We start from the raw sequence: 17,810 nt of genomic DNA, 5'->3' as shown, positions 1-17,810 counted from the left end.
ATTAATTTTTCATCCCTTGTATCATTTCAGAGGTTATGTCACTGTCTGCAGGAAAGAAAAAAGTACTGGTGGTTGAGGATCTGGAAGATAACAGAGATTTTATCCAGCAGGTTCTTTCCGGTGAATACGATCTGATATTTGCCTCTGACGGCCGGATGGGTGTTGCCATGGCCAAGGCCAAACGCCCTGACCTGATCATTATGGATCTGAACCTCCCGATTCTGGATGGATGGGAGGCTACCCGGATTCTGCGGAGTGATCCCGGTTTATTTAACACCCCGATTATTGCTCTGACAGCCTACACGCTCGACAGTGATTACATGCGGGCCATGGAGGCTGGCTGTACCGATTTTCTTAACAAACCGATCATGCCTGCCGATTTACGCAGTAAGGTTAAAGAACACCTGGCGGTCCAATGAATTTAGCGACGGTACGAATCCACATCATAGAAAGCGATGAAGATTTTGCTGATAATGTAAAGCAGTCATTGCTTAAGCAGGATCAATATGATGTCACCATTTCCACAACCGGAAAAGAGGGAGTGGAAAGGGCCTTTAACGAGCTTCCTGATGTGATCATCGTTGCCACGTCGCTTCCCGATACCGATGGGTATAATGTACTGGATTTGCTGAAAAGTGCCCAAACCACCCACGAAATTCCCATTCTGCTGGTCAGTAATTCTGCACCGAGCACCGAAAAAATTGTTCATGGTCTCGAGATGGGTGCAGTTGATTTTGTGATTCGTCCGATTCATACAGCCGAATTCTGTGCGAGAGTGAAAGTTGCCATCCGGAACTACCGGATTCAGAAAAGCCTGAGAGAAAAGGCAGTGACCGATACCCTTACCGGTCTGTACAACCGTTCCATTCTCGAGTACCGCATGCAAACCGAACTGAAACGGTCTCAGCGGCATGGAATCCCCATTTCGGGTGTCATGGTTGATATTGATCATTTTAAAAAGATTAACGACACCTTTGGCCATTTGTTTGGTGACCAGGTGCTTAAAACCCTCGGAGAAATCCTGCTTCGCCGTGCACGTACCGATGATATCATTGTGCGGTATGGTGGTGAAGAGTTTTTACTGCTTCTTTTTGGTGCTGATTCTCAGGGTGCCTACGCTTTTGCCGAGCGGGTCCGCATCGATTTTCAATCGAAGATTTTTTATGTCAACGGTCAAACCGTGCATTTTACCCTTTCGGCCGGGGTGGCCCAATACTCGGCTTCCATGACCCCGACCCAATTTATCGATACAGCCGATAAGGCCCTTTATCTTGCCAAAAATTCGGGCCGGAACCGGGTCATATCAGCCAAGCAGGAGGATATTGAGGAGTCCCTTCCTCAGTAAATACGGTCCAACCATTTTCCGAATGACATTCGGACCCATCGAACCCGCTCCAAATTCTATTCGGATTTGGGGCCAGATTCCGAACCACATACAAAAAATAAATAAAAAGTATTAATAATATTAGTAACATGGTTGACATGGCCTAATATTGTTGGTAAATTCGTCCATATTATCCAAAAGTTATTCGGATGCTGGACGAAACAGACCTCAAAATCCTCACTGCACTTCAGACGGATGCGAAAGCAACCTATGCTGATATTGGTAAATTGGTGAATCTGTCGGGTCCGACTGTATTCGAGCGTGTGAAACGCATGGAAAAACTGGATATCATCAAAGGATATGGAGCCATCCTGAATCCGACGATGGTAAGCGGAAATTTCGCCGCCTTCATCCGTGTGTCAACCATTGCAACGGTTGATTCGGGTGCCTATAGTGAATTTTTAAAAGAAATTCCCGAAATTATAGATTGCTATGATGTAGCCGGCGATGACAATTTTCTGATCCGGATTGAAACCCATTCACCGGATGGATTATCAGAAATACTCCGCCGCATCCGTCTGATACCCGGAACCCTGCGGGCATCGACGGTTCTTGTTCTTTCCAAGGTATTTGAGCGGGGATATGATATTTCCCGGCTCGCAAAAAAACTTAAAGCATCATGAGGTGTCCCCATGTCCCGTGAAATAACCTCTGCTTCAACCCGGCTCCCCGGCCGGTTTGACCTGCATTCAGAAAGGCGATCGCTGAAGCTTGGTCTTGAGCATTCTCAGACCCTGATTCATTTCAGAAACCTTAATTTCTTTCCATTCCCCGAGTCTGGCTATATCAATACGGAATTTGCATTCAATGCCCGGCATTTTTTCGACAGTAACCAGGAAGGGGAGCCGGTATCGGTCCGGTATAATTTTGATCAGGCCGCAGACTGGCAAACCGACTTCCTCTCAGAACCCATTGTCTATCATCGCTTTTATTCCGGCGGTCGGAAAACCGTAACCATGCAGGCCAGGAAGGGCGACCTTCTGAGCGAGGTGGTTACCAAGGAAATCTATGTCAGAGAGGGGCTTCGTATCGGGGAAAGTCTTCTGAACGATATTGGGTTCAGTCCGGATGGAGACTCGATGGTGATTCTTTCGAGTAATCGCATTAAAGTACTGGGGATACAGTCTGGCGATACACTTCTGATCGGCGGTTATGAAGAAGAAGTAACCGTAATGAAAATGTCAGCGGATGGCGGAGTTTTGTTTACTGGCTCCTCTGCGGGAACCGTGAAGACCTGGAATCCGGTAACAGGGGAGTGTCTGCAGGTTTTTCATGCCCACGACGGATCGGTTCTTTCCCTTCATCCGGTACCCGGCCGGGAAGAAGTGCTGACTTATGGTTCTGATCAGAATCTGATTTTATGGTCGATTCAGAGTGGGACACCCGTCTGGACCGTGCAACTGCCAAGAGAATATGTGCGATCTCTGGCACTGTCTCCCGATGGGAACCGTTTTGCCCTCGGAAGTGAGTATAAGACCATCATTACCGGCGATATGAAAACAGGCGCCTGGGTTTCCCGGTTTGAATATGACAATTCCTGGATTGATTCATTGGTATATCAGCAGACCACCGGACGGTTGCTGGCCACCACCCGGAACGGTGAGTTCGCACGTGTTATCGATGTTGAGCATGAGCTGACCGTCATTGATGGGGGCTCCAGTGATAAGATGATGGGAATCGTTTTTTCGGGAGACGGACGGTTTGCCCTTTCTTCAAGCAAGGACCATCGGGTCACCATCTGGGATCTGACTGAAGGACATGTCCTTTCTGATTTTCACAGTACGGATGACTGGATTTTCAACAATCCGTTCAGTCAGGGTAAACCCTATGTTGCCTGCAGAGGGTGGGATAATTCCATTAAAATCTTTGATTATACCACCGGATCCTGTTATGCCATTTTCCTGATGCCGGAAGGGTACCTCAAAGCCAGTGAATTTCATCCGGACGACCGACGAGTGGCTGTTGGTGGAACGGATAATAAAATCAAAATCTGGAACCTGGCAACCGGTACTGTTGAATCGGCTTTTGATACCGGCTATGTCTGGCCGAGGACCCTGTCGTTTTCACCGGATGGAAAGCATTTTGCCTACGCCTCGGATGAAAAAACGGTTCAGATCTGGGATATCGATTCGGTCAGTTTTCTGCATGACATCGAAATTCCTGAAGACCGGATCAGACAAGTGGCCTTTTTTGGTATAGAGCCACTGATTCTGATCAGGGGTGAACAATCACTGACCATTTACGATTGCCGGACCAATGAGATTATCCAATCCTTTGAAGGCAATCAAAAGATCGTCAAGTCGGCGATTCTGAGTCCGGATGGTTCCTATTTATTGGCCTGTGGCCTGGATTACGTGGTTAAACTTTACGGACTGACCAACGGAAAGGTGATCACAGACTACCGCGGACTGACGTCGATGGCCATCGAAATCAGGGTTTCTGAAAACAACCATTTCGTTTATGCCCGTACGGAAGCTGGTCAGTTGGCGGTCTGGGATCGCGGATCCGGTTCACTGCTCTGGATGCTCGATGATCCGAAGCGAAAAGTCACCGCCATGGCCATTTCACCAGATGGTTTGGTTTTGGCCACGGGAATCCGTCAGGATTTGCAACTATGGTCCACGATCACCGGAAATGATCTAGGGACCATAGGTTCGCATCAGCAGAATATCACTGCGGTTGTTTTTCATCCCGACAAACCCATGGTGATGAGCGGGGGATTGGATAACATGACCCGGATCTGGTCTCTGCAGGAGCGGTCGATGATTGCAACCATCAAAGGAGGAACCAATCTGAGGGTTTCCCCGAACGGACGGTACCTGATGAATGGGTACGGTGGAGAAATGAGAATCTGGAATATTGACGAAGAATTGCGGGGATTGCGATGAACACGGCTCTTTATGAAATCTTTACCGCCTATTACAACCAGGCGGTGCAGGCTTCGGACCGCCATGACTTCAAGCAATCTTCAGAGGCTTTTGAAAAAGCGTTTGAAGTTCTGAGTGAGATCAGGACGGAATGTCTGCGGAAATATGCCGGCCGGAAAATCACCCGTGTCAGAACGGCGGACGAAATTGAGTTGGAACGGTTGAAAGGCCTGGTGACTGATCTGAGAAACCAGTTGGGCGATCGTTTTCTGGAACTGGATGATCTGGAAACCGAGCTGGGTTTGTTCCAGACCGACTACAATTTCCGGGTCGGGCGGTTATACCTTCAATTAGACAAACTGGATTATGAAATCAGAATGGTCCGGATGAAAATTGAACGGTTTCATGCGGGTAAACCGGTGGACGAGCAATCGATTCTTGATGAACTGACCGACCTGACGCGGCAGCTGGAAGCCGATGCGCATCAGCTGGATGAAGATGAGCGGACGCTGAGAGCTATGAAGCAAAGCCGCCGGGAATTGACTGAAGAACAAAAATCAGAGCTTAGAACCCTTTACCGGGATCTTGCCAAGATCTACCATCCGGATAAGGCCAGAAATGAGTCTGAACTGGCTTACTTTGATGAAGTGATGAAGGCAATCAATGATGCGTACCATCAATCGGATCTGGATGTGCTCAGGAAAATTGAAGCCAAGGCCCATCTGTATATCGAAGTGGAGCAGATTGGGGAATCCCTGGCTGGTAAAATTGATCGTTACCGGATGGAAGAGAAGAAACTGCGAGTCCTGACCGATTCAATTCAATCCAGACTGAAAGCCATCCTGGAAAGTGATTCTCACCAGTTGATGATCCGTGTCAAATCATATAAACCCGATCAGGATGCCTACTATCAGGGTCTGGCAGATGATCTGAATCAACGAATCCGTCGTAAACAAGTCGAGAAAGTACGTCTGGAAGAACAGTTTACTATCTTGACGCAGGCCACACGGGAGATGCTCGTTATTCTCTGATCCAGAAAAAACCGTATTATTGTGGCTGATAAGACTTTTTCCAAATTAAATCTTACATGCCATGATCAGGTTTTTACTACTTTCTGGTCTGTTACTTACCGGTCTGTCCCGGTCAGAGGGACAGACGACTTCTTCTGTTACCATTCAGGGAACGGTACAGATTCAATCCTCACAGTCCGCCCTCGGGGTCCGCGAGCGGGGGGCTTTGTACAGAAGCCGTTACCAGGCTAAAAAGACCCCCTCCAAAGCTGAAAATTCGAATCCGCTTGAAGATGCCATCGTCTATCTGACGCGGATTGATCAGCCCATCAAACCGGAACCTCTTTCGAATTCACCTGAACTGAATCAGAAGAATGTCACTTTTCATCCAAGGGTCACGCCTGTTACCGTTGGGTCCACCGTTTCGATCGTAAACATGGACCGGATTTACCACAATGTATTCAGTAAGTCTCCGGTTAAAAGTTTCAATATTGGCAAGCGTCTGACGGGTGAAACCATCTATCAGGCGTTTGAACGACCTGGTGTGGTTCAGGTTTTCTGTAACATTCACACCAACATGTCTGCATACATCCTGGTGCTGGATACGCCTTTTTTTCAGCGTGTATCACCACAGGGAACCTTCCGCTTTGACGGATTGCAGCCTGGCACCTATCGGGTGGATATATTTCATCCTGATTTCAAGGGGGAGCCCATCGAAATCAGAGTGGAAGCAGGAAGTGACCGCCAACTTAAGCTGACGATCGGATAATTATGCTGAACAAAATTCAAGTCAGGATTATCCTGCTTTTCAGTTCTCTTGTCTTTATTATTCTCCTGGGGGTATTGCTGATTATCACCCGGTCGGTGGGTGATCAGATTGCCGACAAAGTCCGGAAGGATTTCAAAAAGTCCCAGGCCACCTTCGAGGTCATTCAGCGGCAGAATTATGAACGGCTGGTGGAAACGTCTCTGATTTTATCGGACCAGCCATTACTGAAGGAGACCCTATCGCTGATCGGGCAACCGGAATCAAAGCCTGAGGTGATTCACGAAACGGTACTGATCGGAATCAGTGACATGGCCAGCCCTATCAAAACCGATCTGTTTGTGGTTACAGACCGGGAGGGCGTTCAGGTTGCAAGTCTTACCAATCCGGAAGCATGGGGAGACACCCTGACCTGGAGGGAGACCATCCGCAGGTCCATTGAGGGCATTGATCCCGTTCTGAATCCTGACTTTATCGATTTGTGGACGATTGAGCCATATGTGTATCAGGTTGTGTCGGTTCCATCATTTGTTCCATCGGCGACTTCGGTTCTGGGAACACTGACCCTTGGGACCATTCTTGGACAAAAGGAGGCAGATACACTGAAATATCTGTCGGGGTTTGATGTTACCTTTTTGCAGGATACCGTCATTTTTGCATCGACACTGTCCCGGTCGGACCAGTTTCAGCTCGAGGATATTTTACAGAATCATCCCGATTGGTTTGATGTGGTCCGGTCACAGATGGCAAGCTCGCCTGTTTTTGATGTCACGCTGAGTCATAACCGATACTTCAGTGTTATGGCCCCATTGGGGAAGGGTGAAAATGCCTACTATATTCTCTCTGCTCCAGAAAGTCAGCAACTGGCCATAATAACCGCGATCGAACGGCTGATTTATCTGACCGGGGCATTTGGTTTGTTTCTGGCCATCATCCTGTCGGTCCTGGTTGGAACCACCATCACACGACCAATCACAGCCTTGTCGGTTGGCGTTGAAAAAGTAAGGCAGGGAAATTATGACATCAGCCTTCCTGTAACCTCGAAAGATGAATTGGGCACACTGACCTCGGCCTTTAATGATATGACCCGTGGACTCAAGGAACGCTTTCACCTGCTGCGGTATGTGGGCAGCCACACCAAAGAAATGATTGGTAAGGTGGCGGGGACCGATGCCGATTTTGCAGGCCGCCGGATGGATGTAACCGTTCTGTTCAGCGATATACGCGGATTCACCGCCTTTTCTGAAAAGACTGAGCCCGAAGTGGTCATTCAGATGCTGAATCAGTATTTGTCCGTTCAGGCCGATCTGGTCGAAAAATTTCAGGGATCGGTGGATAAATTCGTGGGCGACGAAATGGTTGCGATATTCATGAATGAAGGACATCAGCAACGGGCTGCAGATTGTGCCCGGTCAATCATGCAGGCGACCAGGGAACTGAACCGGGAGGCCGATACCCAGATTGGAATCGGAATCGGAATCAATGCCGGTCAGGTGGTTCTTGGAAACATGGGCTCTGCAAACCGGCTGGATTATACCGTTATCGGTGCCAATGTCAATCTGGGGGCCCGTTTGTGCAGTGCAGCACGGGCGCAACAAATTTTAATAACAGATTCCGTTAAAAGAGGCCTTGGGGAAGAAATCCCCATCAAGCCGTTAGAACCCATGTCATTCAAGGGATTCAGTGAGCCGATTCCCATCTATGAGGTGTTATCATGAGAAGATTGTTTGTACTGACCATTGCCCTGTTTTTAATAGAAGTCCAGGCCGGGTTTTCCCAGGTTCAGTGGAGTGGGTTGCTCGATGCAGGTTTTTCGATGGGTGAGGTCGATTCAAAAACGATCACCAATGGCATTGGAAACCGGTATCCCAACTTTTCGATCATGAACCTCCACCTGTTTTTTGGTTCACAGGTTACGGATCGCTGGAGTGTCTCGGGAAAATTTTTATATGCACCGGGTTGGTATGGCGAAGAAAGCTGGCCGAGACTGGCCTTTGCGAGTTTGAACTATGATTCGGAAGATGAGACGTGGGGAGTGTCTGCCGGCCGGTTGCTGACGCCGTTCGGGCTGTATCCCAAACGACAGCATTCAACGGAGTCGATTTCATTTACACCTCCCCTGGCATACGGGTTTTTTATCAACATGAGCCGTCTGCGTGGGTTCTGGCCTAAAACCGGAGATACCGGCAGTTATGGATCAGAGGATGTGGGACTGACCCCTGCCACTTTTCTGGGATATCAGACTGGTTTTAAAGCCTATTTTGTTTATGAAGATTTTTTTGAGTCGGAAGTGATGGTTTCCAATGAGCCCGTTTCAACCGGCGGAAATCTGAAGGCGAATGGAAGTCTGTCGGTGACCGGGCGACTAGCTCTGCGGCCCGCCATTTGGGCGGTATTTGGTTTTTCGGGAAGTTATGGCTCCTTTATGACCAAAGACGCTGTGAATTCGGTACTGACCGATATTGAGGAAAATAAACAACTGACCATTGGTGTCGATGGAGTGCTGGCTTATTCCTATTTCGAACTGAGTGGTGAGTATCTGTGGTCCAGATGGACGGCCCCCATGTTTAAGGATGGAGTATTTGTTCCCAATGGAAACGGGATTGGGTTCCGGTCCTTCAGTCTGACCAATCATGGGGCTTACGCAGACCTGAAGTTCGACATTCCCCAGATTCCTGGATTGTTCCTGGCTGGACGGTTTGATCGGATCTGGTTTGACCCGGTTGTTTTTCCGGATGGAAAAGAAAAGCAATGGGATATCGACACGGACCGGCTGACAGCTGTGGTCGGGTACACCATTGATCAGGGAGTGCTGATCAAACTTGTCGGATTTAAACAAACCAATGAAGGAACCGATCCCAAGGATGATGGGGCCGCTGCAATCATGTCATTCAGTTTCTGAGCAGGGAGGATAAATGGACCGGAGAAATTTTTTAAAGTTATCTGGGACCGGTACGCTGGGAGCCGGGTTGCTGCTGGCCGGTTGTGATATTCTAGAAACCGATTCACGCGCTGCAGATCCATCGGGCGACATCAACTTATTAAAAAAAGTGGTTGAAATGGAAGGTGTTGCCGTTGCCACCTACCAGTTTGCCGCCGCATCGGGTGTTCTTTCCACACCAGTGGTTATTGAAACAGCTGTGGCGTTTATGGATAGTCACCGGACACATGCCGTTTACATCAACAATGTCCTTCAATCACTGGGCGGGGCCACGGTTAACTGGGAATCTGTACAAAAGGATCCGAGGGCGGCAGGCGTTTCAAGTGAATCTCAGGTTGTTTCTCTTGCAACGATTCTGGAATACGAAGCGGCCAAAGCATACTTCGAGCATATGTTCAATTCGGTTCTTTCCACCCGGGAGGCCAAAAAGGCTCTCGCCGATATTTATCCCATAGAGGCAGCCCATTACCTGAAGTATCGTGAGTTACAGGGGCTGAGCGGAATCACCTCGACGGACCTGTTTACTGCGTTGGGTTCTCCCTGATTTTTTTGAATTGATTTTCCAAGTCCCGTATTTTTATAAGTTTATATAAATCACGGGAAAAGTCATGTCTGTCCGCGTTCGTTTTGCCCCCAGTCCCACCGGTTACCTCCATGTCGGAGGTCTCAGAACCGCACTTTACAATTATCTGTTTGCTAAGAAAAATGGCGGAAAATTTATCCTTCGGATTGAAGATACCGACCGTACCCGGTTTGTGCCGGGTGCCATGGAGAACCTGGTTGAAACCCTCCGTTGGTCCGGACTAGATTTCGATGAAGGTCCGGGAGTTGGTGGTCCGCATGGTCCCTACATTCAATCAGAACGGACGGCGCTTTATCAGGAAATGGGCCGGAAACTGTTGGAAGACGGACATGCCTACAAGTGTTTCTGTACCGCAGAACGGCTTGATGAAATGCGGCTGATTCAACAAAAACTCGGTCAGCCCCCCCGATATGACAAATTGTGTGAACATCTGACACCCGCCGATATCAGGGAAAAAGAAGCAGCGGGATTGCCTTATGTGGTCAGAATGAAAGTACCCGAACGCCCGGTCCGGTTTACCGATCTTATCCGCGGGCTGATCGAAATCACCCCGGAAAACATTGACGATCAGGTTCTTCTCAAGTCGGATGGGTTCCCCACGTACCATCTGGCCAACGTGGTGGATGATCATGACATGCAGATTACCCATGTGATTCGTGGAGAGGAGTGGTTACCGAGTACACCAAAGCATATTCTTTTATACCAGTATTTTGGATGGCAACCACCACAATTTGCTCATTTGCCGCTTTTACTGAATGCCGATCGCAGCAAACTTTCGAAACGTCAGGGTGATGTGGCCGTTGAAGATTACCGGGCCAAAGGGTATGAAAAAGAGGCCCTGATTAATTTTGTCGCCTTTTTGGGATGGAATCCCGGAGAGGAACGGGAGATTTTTTCGCTCGGTGATCTGGCTTCCGTTTTTACCCTTGACCGTGTGGGTAAAGCTGGTGCCATATTCAATATTGACAAGCTGAACTGGATGAACCAGCAGCACATCCGGCTAAAATCGGGACAGCAGTTGCTGGTACCTTTGAAATCACGTTTTCTGGAAGCAGGTTATTCTGCCCCGGATGAGTATCTGATCAAAGTGATCGACCTTCTGAAGGACCGGGTGAATTTTCTGCATGATTTTGTTCAGTTTTCCAAACCATTCTTCTCGGATCCCGATCGGTACGATGAGGAAACCATTCAGAAAAAATGGACCCCCGATACCGTGCTTCATCTGACCGGATTGAAAGCCACTTTTTCAGCGGTATCCGATTTTTCTCATCAGCAATTAGAAGATGCCTTGAAGGTCTATGCAGAACAGGCCGGAATTAAGCCGGGAAGTCTGGTACAGCCTCTCCGGATTGTTATTTCGGGAGAATCCTCAGGACCGGCACTTTACACCATGATGGAGATGCTTGGGAAAGCGACCTGTCTGGGCCGGATGGACAAGGCTTTGTCCGCCATCAAGGTGGCCCAGGTTAAACCCTGAGACCCCTTCGGGTATCTAACCAGACAGAATATGGAGCCGGCCGACGATCACCTGAACCCTGCAGATGACCCTGCGCTGATCAGAGCCTTTCTGGACAGGCGATCGGAGCCAGCTTTCACCCGTCTGGTAGAAAAGTACCAGAAAAGGGTATACTGGACAGTCAGGCGATCGGTTGGGTCGCATGAGGATGCCGATGAAATCACACAAGAGGTATTTATTCAGGTTTACCGGAAACTCGACCAGTTCCGGGGAGATTCCGGATTTTTTACCTGGTTATACCGGATTGTCATTAACCAGATCAGGCATCATTTCAGAAGACAGAAACCTTTTACGACTTCTGAGGAAAACGACCTGCAATTGCTCAGAGATCCGGATGGATCACCTGAAGACCATTTGCAGAAAAAGGACTGGAAAGAACAATTAGACCGGGTTATTCAATTGTTGCCTCCGCAGCAACGATTGATTTTTATTCTCAGGTATTATGATGAATTGCCTTATGAAGAAATTGCGCGACAGACAGGCCGTTCTCTGGGAGCCTGCAAAGCCAACTTTTTCCATGCGGTGCAAAAAATAAAAGGAGCATTGGGTCATGAAAATCCGCTGTGACCGCTATGCGGACGAAAAAAACCTGACTGACTATTACTGGGAGGTTCATTTACCGGAATGCCGCAAGTGCCAATCCTGGTTTGAGTCGGTTGAAAAGGAAGTTCAGTCGGTCCTTCCCGCAATGGTTGAAAACGAGGACTCCGATTATTTTACAAAATTACCCGACCAGATTCTGAACAAATCACGGCGGCGTGTTTGGATGTCCCGTTTGGTTTCTGTGGCAGCAACCGCAGCCCTTTTTATTGGTGTATCGGTGCTGGCAGGCTACCTGGTTTTGCGTCAGGAAACCATAGCGGTTGAAAACGGATACGAACTGCTTGGTTATTTTAATGCGGATTCTCCCGACTTTCTGCGCTATGGTCAGGACAGTGAATCTGAAACCACTCCGGATTGGGGTGAGTTGATTGAGGAATGGTCTTCAGAAACCGGATTTCCTGTATCGGAACCAGACATTTCCGGTGAGACAATTGATGAATGGTATGAAACAATGAAAAATGAGGAAACCGGAGGTTGAAATGAGACATCTGTGGACCCTGCTGTTTGTTTTTCTTCTGGCTTTTCCCGCAGCCGCGCAGGAAGAAATGGTTCCAGCTGAATACCGAGGCAAAATCAGAGAACTCAGAATCTGGAAACTGACCGACCGGCTCAATATCACCGATGAGCAATCTGGTCCATTTTTCTCGATGCTGAATAAACATCTCGACGAGATGGATAAACTGCGCGAGGAGCGCAAACAACTTTTTCAGACGTTAAAAAAACGCGAAAAAGAAATGTCTGCATCAGAGCTAACCACCTTAAGTTCACAACTGATTGCCCTGGAGCAGCAAATGCTGGATTCGAGAGCCACCTACCTGAAGTCAGCACAGAAGTTACTGACTCCATCACAATATGCAGCGCTGCTGGTGTTTGACTCAGAGTTCTATCACGAATTCGTCAGGAAAATGGAGCGGGGAAAAAACAAGCGGTCCGGAACTGATGCAAAATAAGACGGGACGTCTGTTTCTCGATCATGCGTCCACCACCTGGATGGATGAGGAGGTCCGGGCAGAAATTGACAGAGTTACCATGGAGATTGGCGGAAATCCCTCCAGTATTCATGAAGAGGGCCGTCGTGCACGCTTTCTGATCGAGGAATCGAGAGAAACCGTTGCCGGATTACTGGGACTCAGGCCATCCGAGGTTGTTTTTACCGGTTCAGCCACAGAGTCAATAAATTCCGTTCTTCAGGGCTATTACTGGTTAACCACTCCGCTCGCCACTTTCTACAGTACCCTCGCCGAACACCATGCCACCACCGAAACCATTGAATTTCTGGGTGACTATGGTGCCCGGTTTCATTGGTTGCCGGTTGACAAATGGGGAACTCCGGATATTGATTCCGTCACTGGTCCTGCACTGGTTTCACTGATGGCGGTCAACAATGAACTGGGAACGATTCTGCCATCGGGTTTTTTGCAGGAACTGAAGAAAAAGCAGGTAAAAATTCATATTGATGGGGTTCAGGGACTGGGTAAGATCGACATGACACCTTATCTGTCTGCAGACTTTCTCTCATTTTCCGGTCACAAAATCAGAGGACCCCGTGGTGTCGGATTAATGATCATCAGACAAGGAAACGAATTGAAACCGTTGCTCCATGGCGGTTCTCAGGAACGGAACCGGCGTTCGGGTACCGAGGCAACAGCTCTCATTGCCGGGTTCACCCTTGCTCTGAAAAAGGCATTGAAAGATCGGGCACCTGTTTCGGATCAGATCAGATCAGTCAACCAGCATCTGAGAAGTCTGTTGCAGGACCGTCTTCCTTCCATCCGGGTCAATTCACCGGAGACGGGTTCGCCCTGGATACTGAATCTGACGCTGTTCCTTCCGGACGGACGGCTGGCCGATGGGGAAGCGGTCATTATGGGACTCGATTCGGCCGGAATCTCGGTCAGCAACGGGTCGGCCTGCTCATCGGGCAGTTTTGAGCCTTCACATGTTCTGTTTGCAATCGGACAGTCCACAGAAGAGGCCAGATCCGGCCTGCGGATTTCCTTTGGGCATGATCAGAGTCTTTCTGACGTTCAGCGGTTTGTTGAAGCGCTTTATACGGTTCTTTCCCGCCAATTCTGATCTTCGCCGGCATTCAGCACGCCATACCGGAGTCCATGATCAGACACCATCAGCTGATCGGTGCCAGCCCATCTGAGCGATTCGGTCAGTATAATCGTACCGGCGAGAATCAGATCATACCGTTTACCAAAAATGGGATATCGTTCTAAAAGACCCTTTGGAGGGAGTTTCGAAAATTCCGCCGCATTTGATTCGAGCCACCCAAGACTGAGAACGGATCCGTGAACAACAGTTGCTTCGTACTTTTTTAACTGATGAAAGGCTGCACTCAGACTGGTGGGTGTGCCCGCGACGCCCACCCATTGAGTATCGGATGGGGGAGTGACCTGAAGTTGGGAAAGCTGTCTTTTAATTTCCTGTCTTAAACCGTCTAAATCGAAGGATTCCGGATTCTCTGAATGAAGGTGAAACTGTTCGGAATACCGGACGGTCCCCATGTTGAGGCTTTTTTTAAACCGGATGGACTCTGTGGTACCGATGATATATTCGGTACTTCCTCCGCCGATATCGATCAGACCAATGGGCTTTGATGGATCCGGATTCAATCCGGTAAGTCCGCCTGAGTAGGTGTATTGTGCCTCCTCATCCCCCGAAATGACTTCAATTGTTAATCCGAAATCCCTTTGAATCTGGTCAATTACTTCCTGACGGTTCGAGGCATCCCGCATGGCCGATGTCGCAATCAGACGACAGTGACTGACTCCGGTCTTATCCATTATTTTCAGGTAATCGGTAAGAATTTTTCCGAGTCGACCGATGGCATCCGCGCCGATTTTTCCTGTTTTCTGCAAACCCTCACCCAGCCGGGCAATGGAGGAATAATCTCCCAGAATTCTGTTGTTCCCGGTATCCTGTATTGTCATCAGAACCGTGTTGGTTCCAATATCGAGTACTGCGCGAATCATCGGGTCCACTCCATGGCAATCCACTCATTTTCCTGAAGAACCCTCAGAAGGGAAAACCCGGCATCCTGAAAGGCTTTCCGTATTGAAGTCTCATCAGTTGAAAGCAGACCGCTGATCAGGAGAATTCCCCCGGGTTGTAAGTGAGTTTGGTAGAAGTCCACTTCCTGCAAATGAATGACCCGGTTCACATTTGAGAGAATGACCGGGTAGGGGCCAGTTCCCCTGACGATGGAGAAGTCACCTTCCCGTAACGAAAGCTGTTCGGAGATTCCATTCAGCTCCAGGTTTTCCCGGGTGTTTTTCACCGACCATTCATCAATATCAAAAGCCATTACTTGAGGAGAACCGAGCTTCAGGGCTGCGATGGCCAGGACACCGGTTCCGGTACCACAATCCAGAACAGGTTTTCCGGTCAGGTTTAGTCCGCGCAAAGCACGGAGCATGAGCCGGGTGGTTTCGTGATATCCCGTACCGAAGGACATTTTCGGATCGATGCGGATGGAAACCGGCCAGGTCTGACCGGGAGGCGACCAACCGGGATAGATACAGAAAAAATCATCAATAATGATTGGCTTGATTTCCGATTCCCATAATCCGTTCCAATTCTGATCGGGTAGGGAGTCAATCTGGTAGGAGGAGATCAGGCCGGCGTGCCTTTGTGCATCGAGCCAGTCGGTAACCATTTGAGTGACAGGTTCCTGATCTGTAAAATAGAGGGTCATCTGATCGAACCCTTCTTCGAGTCCCAGGAACCCATCCTGGTCGGCTGTCCACTCACTCAGGGTCAGGTAATTTTCTTCCGGTATGGTCACCGATATTTTCAAAAATGATTTCATGGCCACGAAACTACCGGTCATGGTTTAACAATTCAACTGAGAGTCGAAACCCTTTCAGCTTCGGTTCGTATACCCGTTCAAATTTCAGATACTGAAAGCAGAGGAAAACATGAAATCTATGGTTACCGCCACCGTGTTATTTCTGGCCGGATGGACAAGTCTTTCCGCGCAGGAATTAATTGAAACCCGCACCCTGTCGGGATCTGACCTGAAAGAAGTCTATGTCTCTACCCTGGGCGGAGATATTGAAGTGGAATCCTGGTCAGTAGCAGAGGTTCGTATTGACATTTTCCTGAACAAATCCTCTGATAAGTCGAAAAAGGATTTTGAAGAGCGTTATGAAAGACGGTTCGGGGTTGATAACGGCCGTGCATGGATCGAAATAAAATACAAAGGAAAATCCAAGTGGAATTTCTTTAACTGGACGCACTCGGTGGGACATACGGTTGTTGTAAAAATGCCGAAGTCACTTAACCTGCAGTTAACCACGTCGGGTGGAGACATTCAGGTAAGGGAAATCACGGGTGCAGCCACCATCAGTACGTCGGGTGGGGATGTGAAGGTCACCGACCTGATCGGAGTTCTGAAAGCTTCAACCAGCGGTGGTGATCTGGTGCTTTCTTCGATTACCGGAAAAATCTACGCCAGCACCTCGGGTGGTGATATTAAGGTTAACACGGTCAGCGGTGTGACTGAAGTCAGCACTTCCGGGGGCGATGTCAATGTAAAAAATGCCAAGGGTTTTGTGGATGCCTCAACCAGCGGTGGTGATATATATGTGGATATCCGGAAGGAATGTGACGGAGTCCGTGCATCAACCTCTGGCGGTGATCTGGTTGTGAACCTTCCGGCAGCAACGGCACTCAATCTGGATGCGCGCACCACCGGAGGCCGGGTTTCGATTACCGATGACCTTGAAGTCAGTTTCAAGGGGACCATGAAAAAGGACAAGGTTGACGGGAAGATCAATGGTGGCGGTCCCGACGTTCATTTGAGAACCTCGGGTGGAGACATCCGGATCAGTGGTCAGTGATTGTTGGCAGTCGGATCGGTGTTTTTCCGAACCAGTGAAATCCACCGATCCAACACTGCTTTTTCCAGCCGGTAACGGCTTTCTTTTGAATCCATCCAGAAATTAATCATCAGTACGAATTCTGCTGCCGGCTGACCGTCGATAAGAATCAATCCTGCCAGATTCTGAACCGTATTCATGCTCCCGCTTTTTGCCACGATGACTGCCGTGGTATCCGCCAATCTGAACCGGTCATCCAACGTTCCTGATTCTCCATAAATGGCCAGACCGGTTTTGAAAGCCGGCTCATTCCGAAATGTCTGAAGCACTTTCCCCAAAGCGGCTGGGGTCAGCATGTTGTATCTGGATAATCCGGATCCATCCACCAGCCGGCCATCCGGTGCAGGTACCGGATTTTGTTTCAGGTAACCGGCAACCGATCCGTTTCCCCCGTTTTTCAAAGACCAATACCGTAGAATCTGTTCGGCGGCCAGGTTATTGCTCTGGTTTAAAATCAGATGAGTAAGTTCACCCGGGTCGTGGGCAATCCGGTTACTGAACACGGGCAGTTGCGGTACGGTCACGATGCTTAAGACATTCTGAAGGGATGAAGCCCGTAACCACTGATACAGGTACCTGGAAGGATTTCTGATAGAAAGTTTTCGGGTGACAGAGCCGGATGAATCGGGGGGAATGGTTACCAGCAGGGTATCAGAGGCCGGGGGGCGGGTAACCGACAGACTGCTGCCAGGCTTGATCCGGTAGGGAAGCTCCCAGGGTTCCTGGAGGATTGTGATAGAATCTCTGGTGCACTGAACGGTGACGGTCTGAACATTCAGGTTTACAGGAACTGCCGAAAAATAAGGCTGATAATCGGCAGGCTCGTCATCGGCCATCCAACCGGCACCCCAGACCCGGGAGGAATCATATGGCAAATGATACAGAATGACCCGTTTGACTGGACCGGATGTTAAAATACAGTTCCTCAGGTCGTTATAACCGAGAAGCGGGTTTCCGGGAGCCGCCAGTCTGAGCGTGGAGTCGGCGGGGTCATAATTCCATGTGGTGGAAGAAAAGGACGGATCACCGGACACCTGTTTTAGCACCGGATAGAAATATAACTTCGTCAGGGAGGCCGGGATGAAGTACCGGTTTGCCTGAAAGGAATCGAGCACCGTCCCTTCCGTATCGGAAAACCAATACCCCACGTAACTTTGCGGATGAAAGACAGGCAGACTGACTGGTTTCCGGATTTCCGGCTGACAAGCCACTGCGATTCCGGCAAAAAGACAGACCACAAGTTTTTTCAAT

At 49.1% G+C, this 17,810-nt stretch carries 18 protein-coding genes; 15 read left to right on the top strand and 3 right to left on the bottom strand.

The genetic code is table 11. From position 1 onward, the window contains the following. Positions 1 to 35: 35 nt before the first annotated feature. From HUU10_01680 to HUU10_01615, 14 genes are all read left to right on the top strand, one after another. Positions 36 to 419 carry a response regulator gene (locus HUU10_01680; GenBank protein NUQ80296.1) on the top strand — a complete coding sequence of 128 codons (384 nt, stop codon included), beginning with the start codon at positions 36 to 38 and terminating at the stop codon, positions 417 to 419. Beyond that, positions 416 to 1,345 carry a diguanylate cyclase gene (locus HUU10_01675; protein ID NUQ80295.1) on the top strand — a complete coding sequence of 310 codons (930 nt, stop codon included), beginning with the start codon at positions 416 to 418 and terminating at the stop codon, positions 1,343 to 1,345. The genes HUU10_01680 and HUU10_01675 overlap by 4 nt, the downstream gene beginning before the upstream one ends. Positions 1,346 to 1,533: 188 nt before the next feature. Continuing rightward, on the top strand, positions 1,534 to 2,007 hold the full coding sequence (locus tag HUU10_01670; GenBank protein NUQ80294.1) for an Lrp/AsnC family transcriptional regulator: 474 nt from the start codon (positions 1,534 to 1,536) through the stop codon (positions 2,005 to 2,007). 9 nt (positions 2,008 to 2,016) lie between these two features. Then, complete coding sequence (locus HUU10_01665) at positions 2,017 to 4,272, top strand: PD40 domain-containing protein (GenBank protein NUQ80293.1); 2,256 nt, start codon at positions 2,017 to 2,019, stop codon at positions 4,270 to 4,272. After that, positions 4,269 to 5,282, top strand: a complete 1,014-nt coding sequence (locus tag HUU10_01660; protein NUQ80292.1) for a hypothetical protein — start codon at positions 4,269 to 4,271, stop codon at positions 5,280 to 5,282. Before HUU10_01665 ends, HUU10_01660 begins: the two co-directional genes overlap by 4 nt. Positions 5,283 to 5,343: 61 nt before the next feature. Then, complete coding sequence (locus HUU10_01655) at positions 5,344 to 6,030, top strand: hypothetical protein (GenBank protein ID NUQ80291.1); 687 nt, start codon at positions 5,344 to 5,346, stop codon at positions 6,028 to 6,030. A gap of 2 nt (positions 6,031 to 6,032) precedes the next feature. Continuing rightward, positions 6,033 to 7,745: a HAMP domain-containing protein gene (locus HUU10_01650; protein NUQ80290.1), complete on the top strand. Its 1,713-nt coding sequence runs from the start codon at positions 6,033 to 6,035 to the stop codon at positions 7,743 to 7,745. Then, positions 7,742 to 8,929 (top strand): hypothetical protein, encoded by a 1,188-nt coding sequence (locus tag HUU10_01645; GenBank protein NUQ80289.1) that lies wholly within the window; start codon positions 7,742 to 7,744, stop codon positions 8,927 to 8,929. Before HUU10_01650 ends, HUU10_01645 begins: the two co-directional genes overlap by 4 nt. A 13-nt stretch (positions 8,930 to 8,942) precedes the next feature. Then, positions 8,943 to 9,512, top strand: coding sequence for a ferritin-like domain-containing protein (locus HUU10_01640; GenBank protein ID NUQ80288.1), 570 nt, complete (start codon positions 8,943 to 8,945; stop codon positions 9,510 to 9,512). A 64-nt stretch (positions 9,513 to 9,576) separates the two neighbouring features. Next, positions 9,577 to 11,028: a glutamate--tRNA ligase gene (locus HUU10_01635; protein ID NUQ80287.1), complete on the top strand. Its 1,452-nt coding sequence runs from the start codon at positions 9,577 to 9,579 to the stop codon at positions 11,026 to 11,028. A gap of 30 nt (positions 11,029 to 11,058) precedes the next feature. Next, positions 11,059 to 11,634, top strand: coding sequence for a sigma-70 family RNA polymerase sigma factor (locus tag HUU10_01630; protein NUQ80286.1), 576 nt, complete (start codon positions 11,059 to 11,061; stop codon positions 11,632 to 11,634). After that, on the top strand, positions 11,618 to 12,148 hold the full coding sequence (locus HUU10_01625) for a hypothetical protein (GenBank protein NUQ80285.1): 531 nt from the start codon (positions 11,618 to 11,620) through the stop codon (positions 12,146 to 12,148). The genes HUU10_01630 and HUU10_01625 overlap by 17 nt, the downstream gene beginning before the upstream one ends. Position 12,149: 1 nt before the next feature. Then, positions 12,150 to 12,620, top strand: a complete 471-nt coding sequence (locus tag HUU10_01620; GenBank protein ID NUQ80284.1) for a Spy/CpxP family protein refolding chaperone — start codon at positions 12,150 to 12,152, stop codon at positions 12,618 to 12,620. After that, positions 12,610 to 13,746, top strand: a complete 1,137-nt coding sequence (locus HUU10_01615; protein ID NUQ80283.1) for a cysteine desulfurase — start codon at positions 12,610 to 12,612, stop codon at positions 13,744 to 13,746. The genes HUU10_01620 and HUU10_01615 overlap by 11 nt, the downstream gene beginning before the upstream one ends. Here the strand turns inward: HUU10_01615 and HUU10_01610 are convergent. Both HUU10_01610 and prmA read right to left on the bottom strand, forming a co-directional pair. After that, on the bottom strand, positions 13,719 to 14,651 hold the full coding sequence (locus HUU10_01610) for a hypothetical protein (protein NUQ80282.1): 933 nt from the start codon (positions 14,649 to 14,651) through the stop codon (positions 13,719 to 13,721). The genes HUU10_01615 and HUU10_01610 overlap by 28 nt on opposite strands. After that, positions 14,648 to 15,487 (bottom strand): 50S ribosomal protein L11 methyltransferase, encoded by an 840-nt coding sequence (gene prmA / locus HUU10_01605; protein NUQ80281.1) that lies wholly within the window; start codon positions 15,485 to 15,487, stop codon positions 14,648 to 14,650. Before prmA ends, HUU10_01610 begins: the two co-directional genes overlap by 4 nt. Positions 15,488 to 15,596: 109 nt before the next feature. Here prmA and HUU10_01600 point away from each other — a divergent pair, with 109 nt between their 5' ends. Continuing rightward, positions 15,597 to 16,520, top strand: coding sequence for a DUF4097 family beta strand repeat protein (locus tag HUU10_01600; GenBank protein NUQ80280.1), 924 nt, complete (start codon positions 15,597 to 15,599; stop codon positions 16,518 to 16,520). Here the strand turns inward: HUU10_01600 and HUU10_01595 are convergent. After that, complete coding sequence (locus tag HUU10_01595; GenBank protein NUQ80279.1) at positions 16,514 to 17,809, bottom strand: D-alanyl-D-alanine carboxypeptidase; 1,296 nt, start codon at positions 17,807 to 17,809, stop codon at positions 16,514 to 16,516. The genes HUU10_01600 and HUU10_01595 overlap by 7 nt on opposite strands. Position 17,810 lies beyond the last annotated feature (1 nt).

The organism is Bacteroidota bacterium (assembly GCA_013360915.1).
In the GTDB taxonomy this organism is placed as follows: domain Bacteria; phylum Bacteroidota; class JABWAT01; order JABWAT01; family JABWAT01; genus JABWAT01.
The sequence above is the reverse complement of the archived record's forward strand: the minus strand, read 5'-3'. Positions and strand labels throughout refer to the sequence as shown.

Bases quoted from the DNA above. Each gene is read 5' to 3' on its own strand.
- HUU10_01670 (NUQ80294.1), top strand. From the start codon at position 1,534: ATGCTGGACGAAACAGACCTCAAAATCCTCACTGCACTTCAGACGGAT.
- HUU10_01635 (NUQ80287.1), top strand. From the start codon at position 9,577: ATGTCTGTCCGCGTTCGTTTTGCCCCCAGTCCCACCGGTTACCTCCAT.
- HUU10_01665 (NUQ80293.1), top strand. From the start codon at position 2,017: ATGTCCCGTGAAATAACCTCTGCTTCAACCCGGCTCCCCGGCCGGTTT.
- HUU10_01655 (NUQ80291.1), top strand. From the start codon at position 5,344: ATGATCAGGTTTTTACTACTTTCTGGTCTGTTACTTACCGGTCTGTCC.
- HUU10_01630 (NUQ80286.1), top strand. From the start codon at position 11,059: ATGGAGCCGGCCGACGATCACCTGAACCCTGCAGATGACCCTGCGCTG.
- HUU10_01650 (NUQ80290.1), top strand. From the start codon at position 6,033: ATGCTGAACAAAATTCAAGTCAGGATTATCCTGCTTTTCAGTTCTCTT.
- HUU10_01680 (NUQ80296.1), top strand. From the start codon at position 36: ATGTCACTGTCTGCAGGAAAGAAAAAAGTACTGGTGGTTGAGGATCTG.
- HUU10_01675 (NUQ80295.1), top strand. From the start codon at position 416: ATGAATTTAGCGACGGTACGAATCCACATCATAGAAAGCGATGAAGAT.
- HUU10_01645 (NUQ80289.1), top strand. From the start codon at position 7,742: ATGAGAAGATTGTTTGTACTGACCATTGCCCTGTTTTTAATAGAAGTC.
- HUU10_01620 (NUQ80284.1), top strand. From the start codon at position 12,150: ATGAGACATCTGTGGACCCTGCTGTTTGTTTTTCTTCTGGCTTTTCCC.
- prmA (NUQ80281.1), bottom strand. From the start codon at position 15,487: ATGAAATCATTTTTGAAAATATCGGTGACCATACCGGAAGAAAATTAC.
- HUU10_01640 (NUQ80288.1), top strand. From the start codon at position 8,943: ATGGACCGGAGAAATTTTTTAAAGTTATCTGGGACCGGTACGCTGGGA.
- HUU10_01600 (NUQ80280.1), top strand. From the start codon at position 15,597: ATGAAATCTATGGTTACCGCCACCGTGTTATTTCTGGCCGGATGGACA.
- HUU10_01660 (NUQ80292.1), top strand. From the start codon at position 4,269: ATGAACACGGCTCTTTATGAAATCTTTACCGCCTATTACAACCAGGCG.
- HUU10_01625 (NUQ80285.1), top strand. From the start codon at position 11,618: ATGAAAATCCGCTGTGACCGCTATGCGGACGAAAAAAACCTGACTGAC.
- HUU10_01615 (NUQ80283.1), top strand. From the start codon at position 12,610: ATGCAAAATAAGACGGGACGTCTGTTTCTCGATCATGCGTCCACCACC.
- HUU10_01610 (NUQ80282.1), bottom strand. From the start codon at position 14,651: ATGATTCGCGCAGTACTCGATATTGGAACCAACACGGTTCTGATGACA.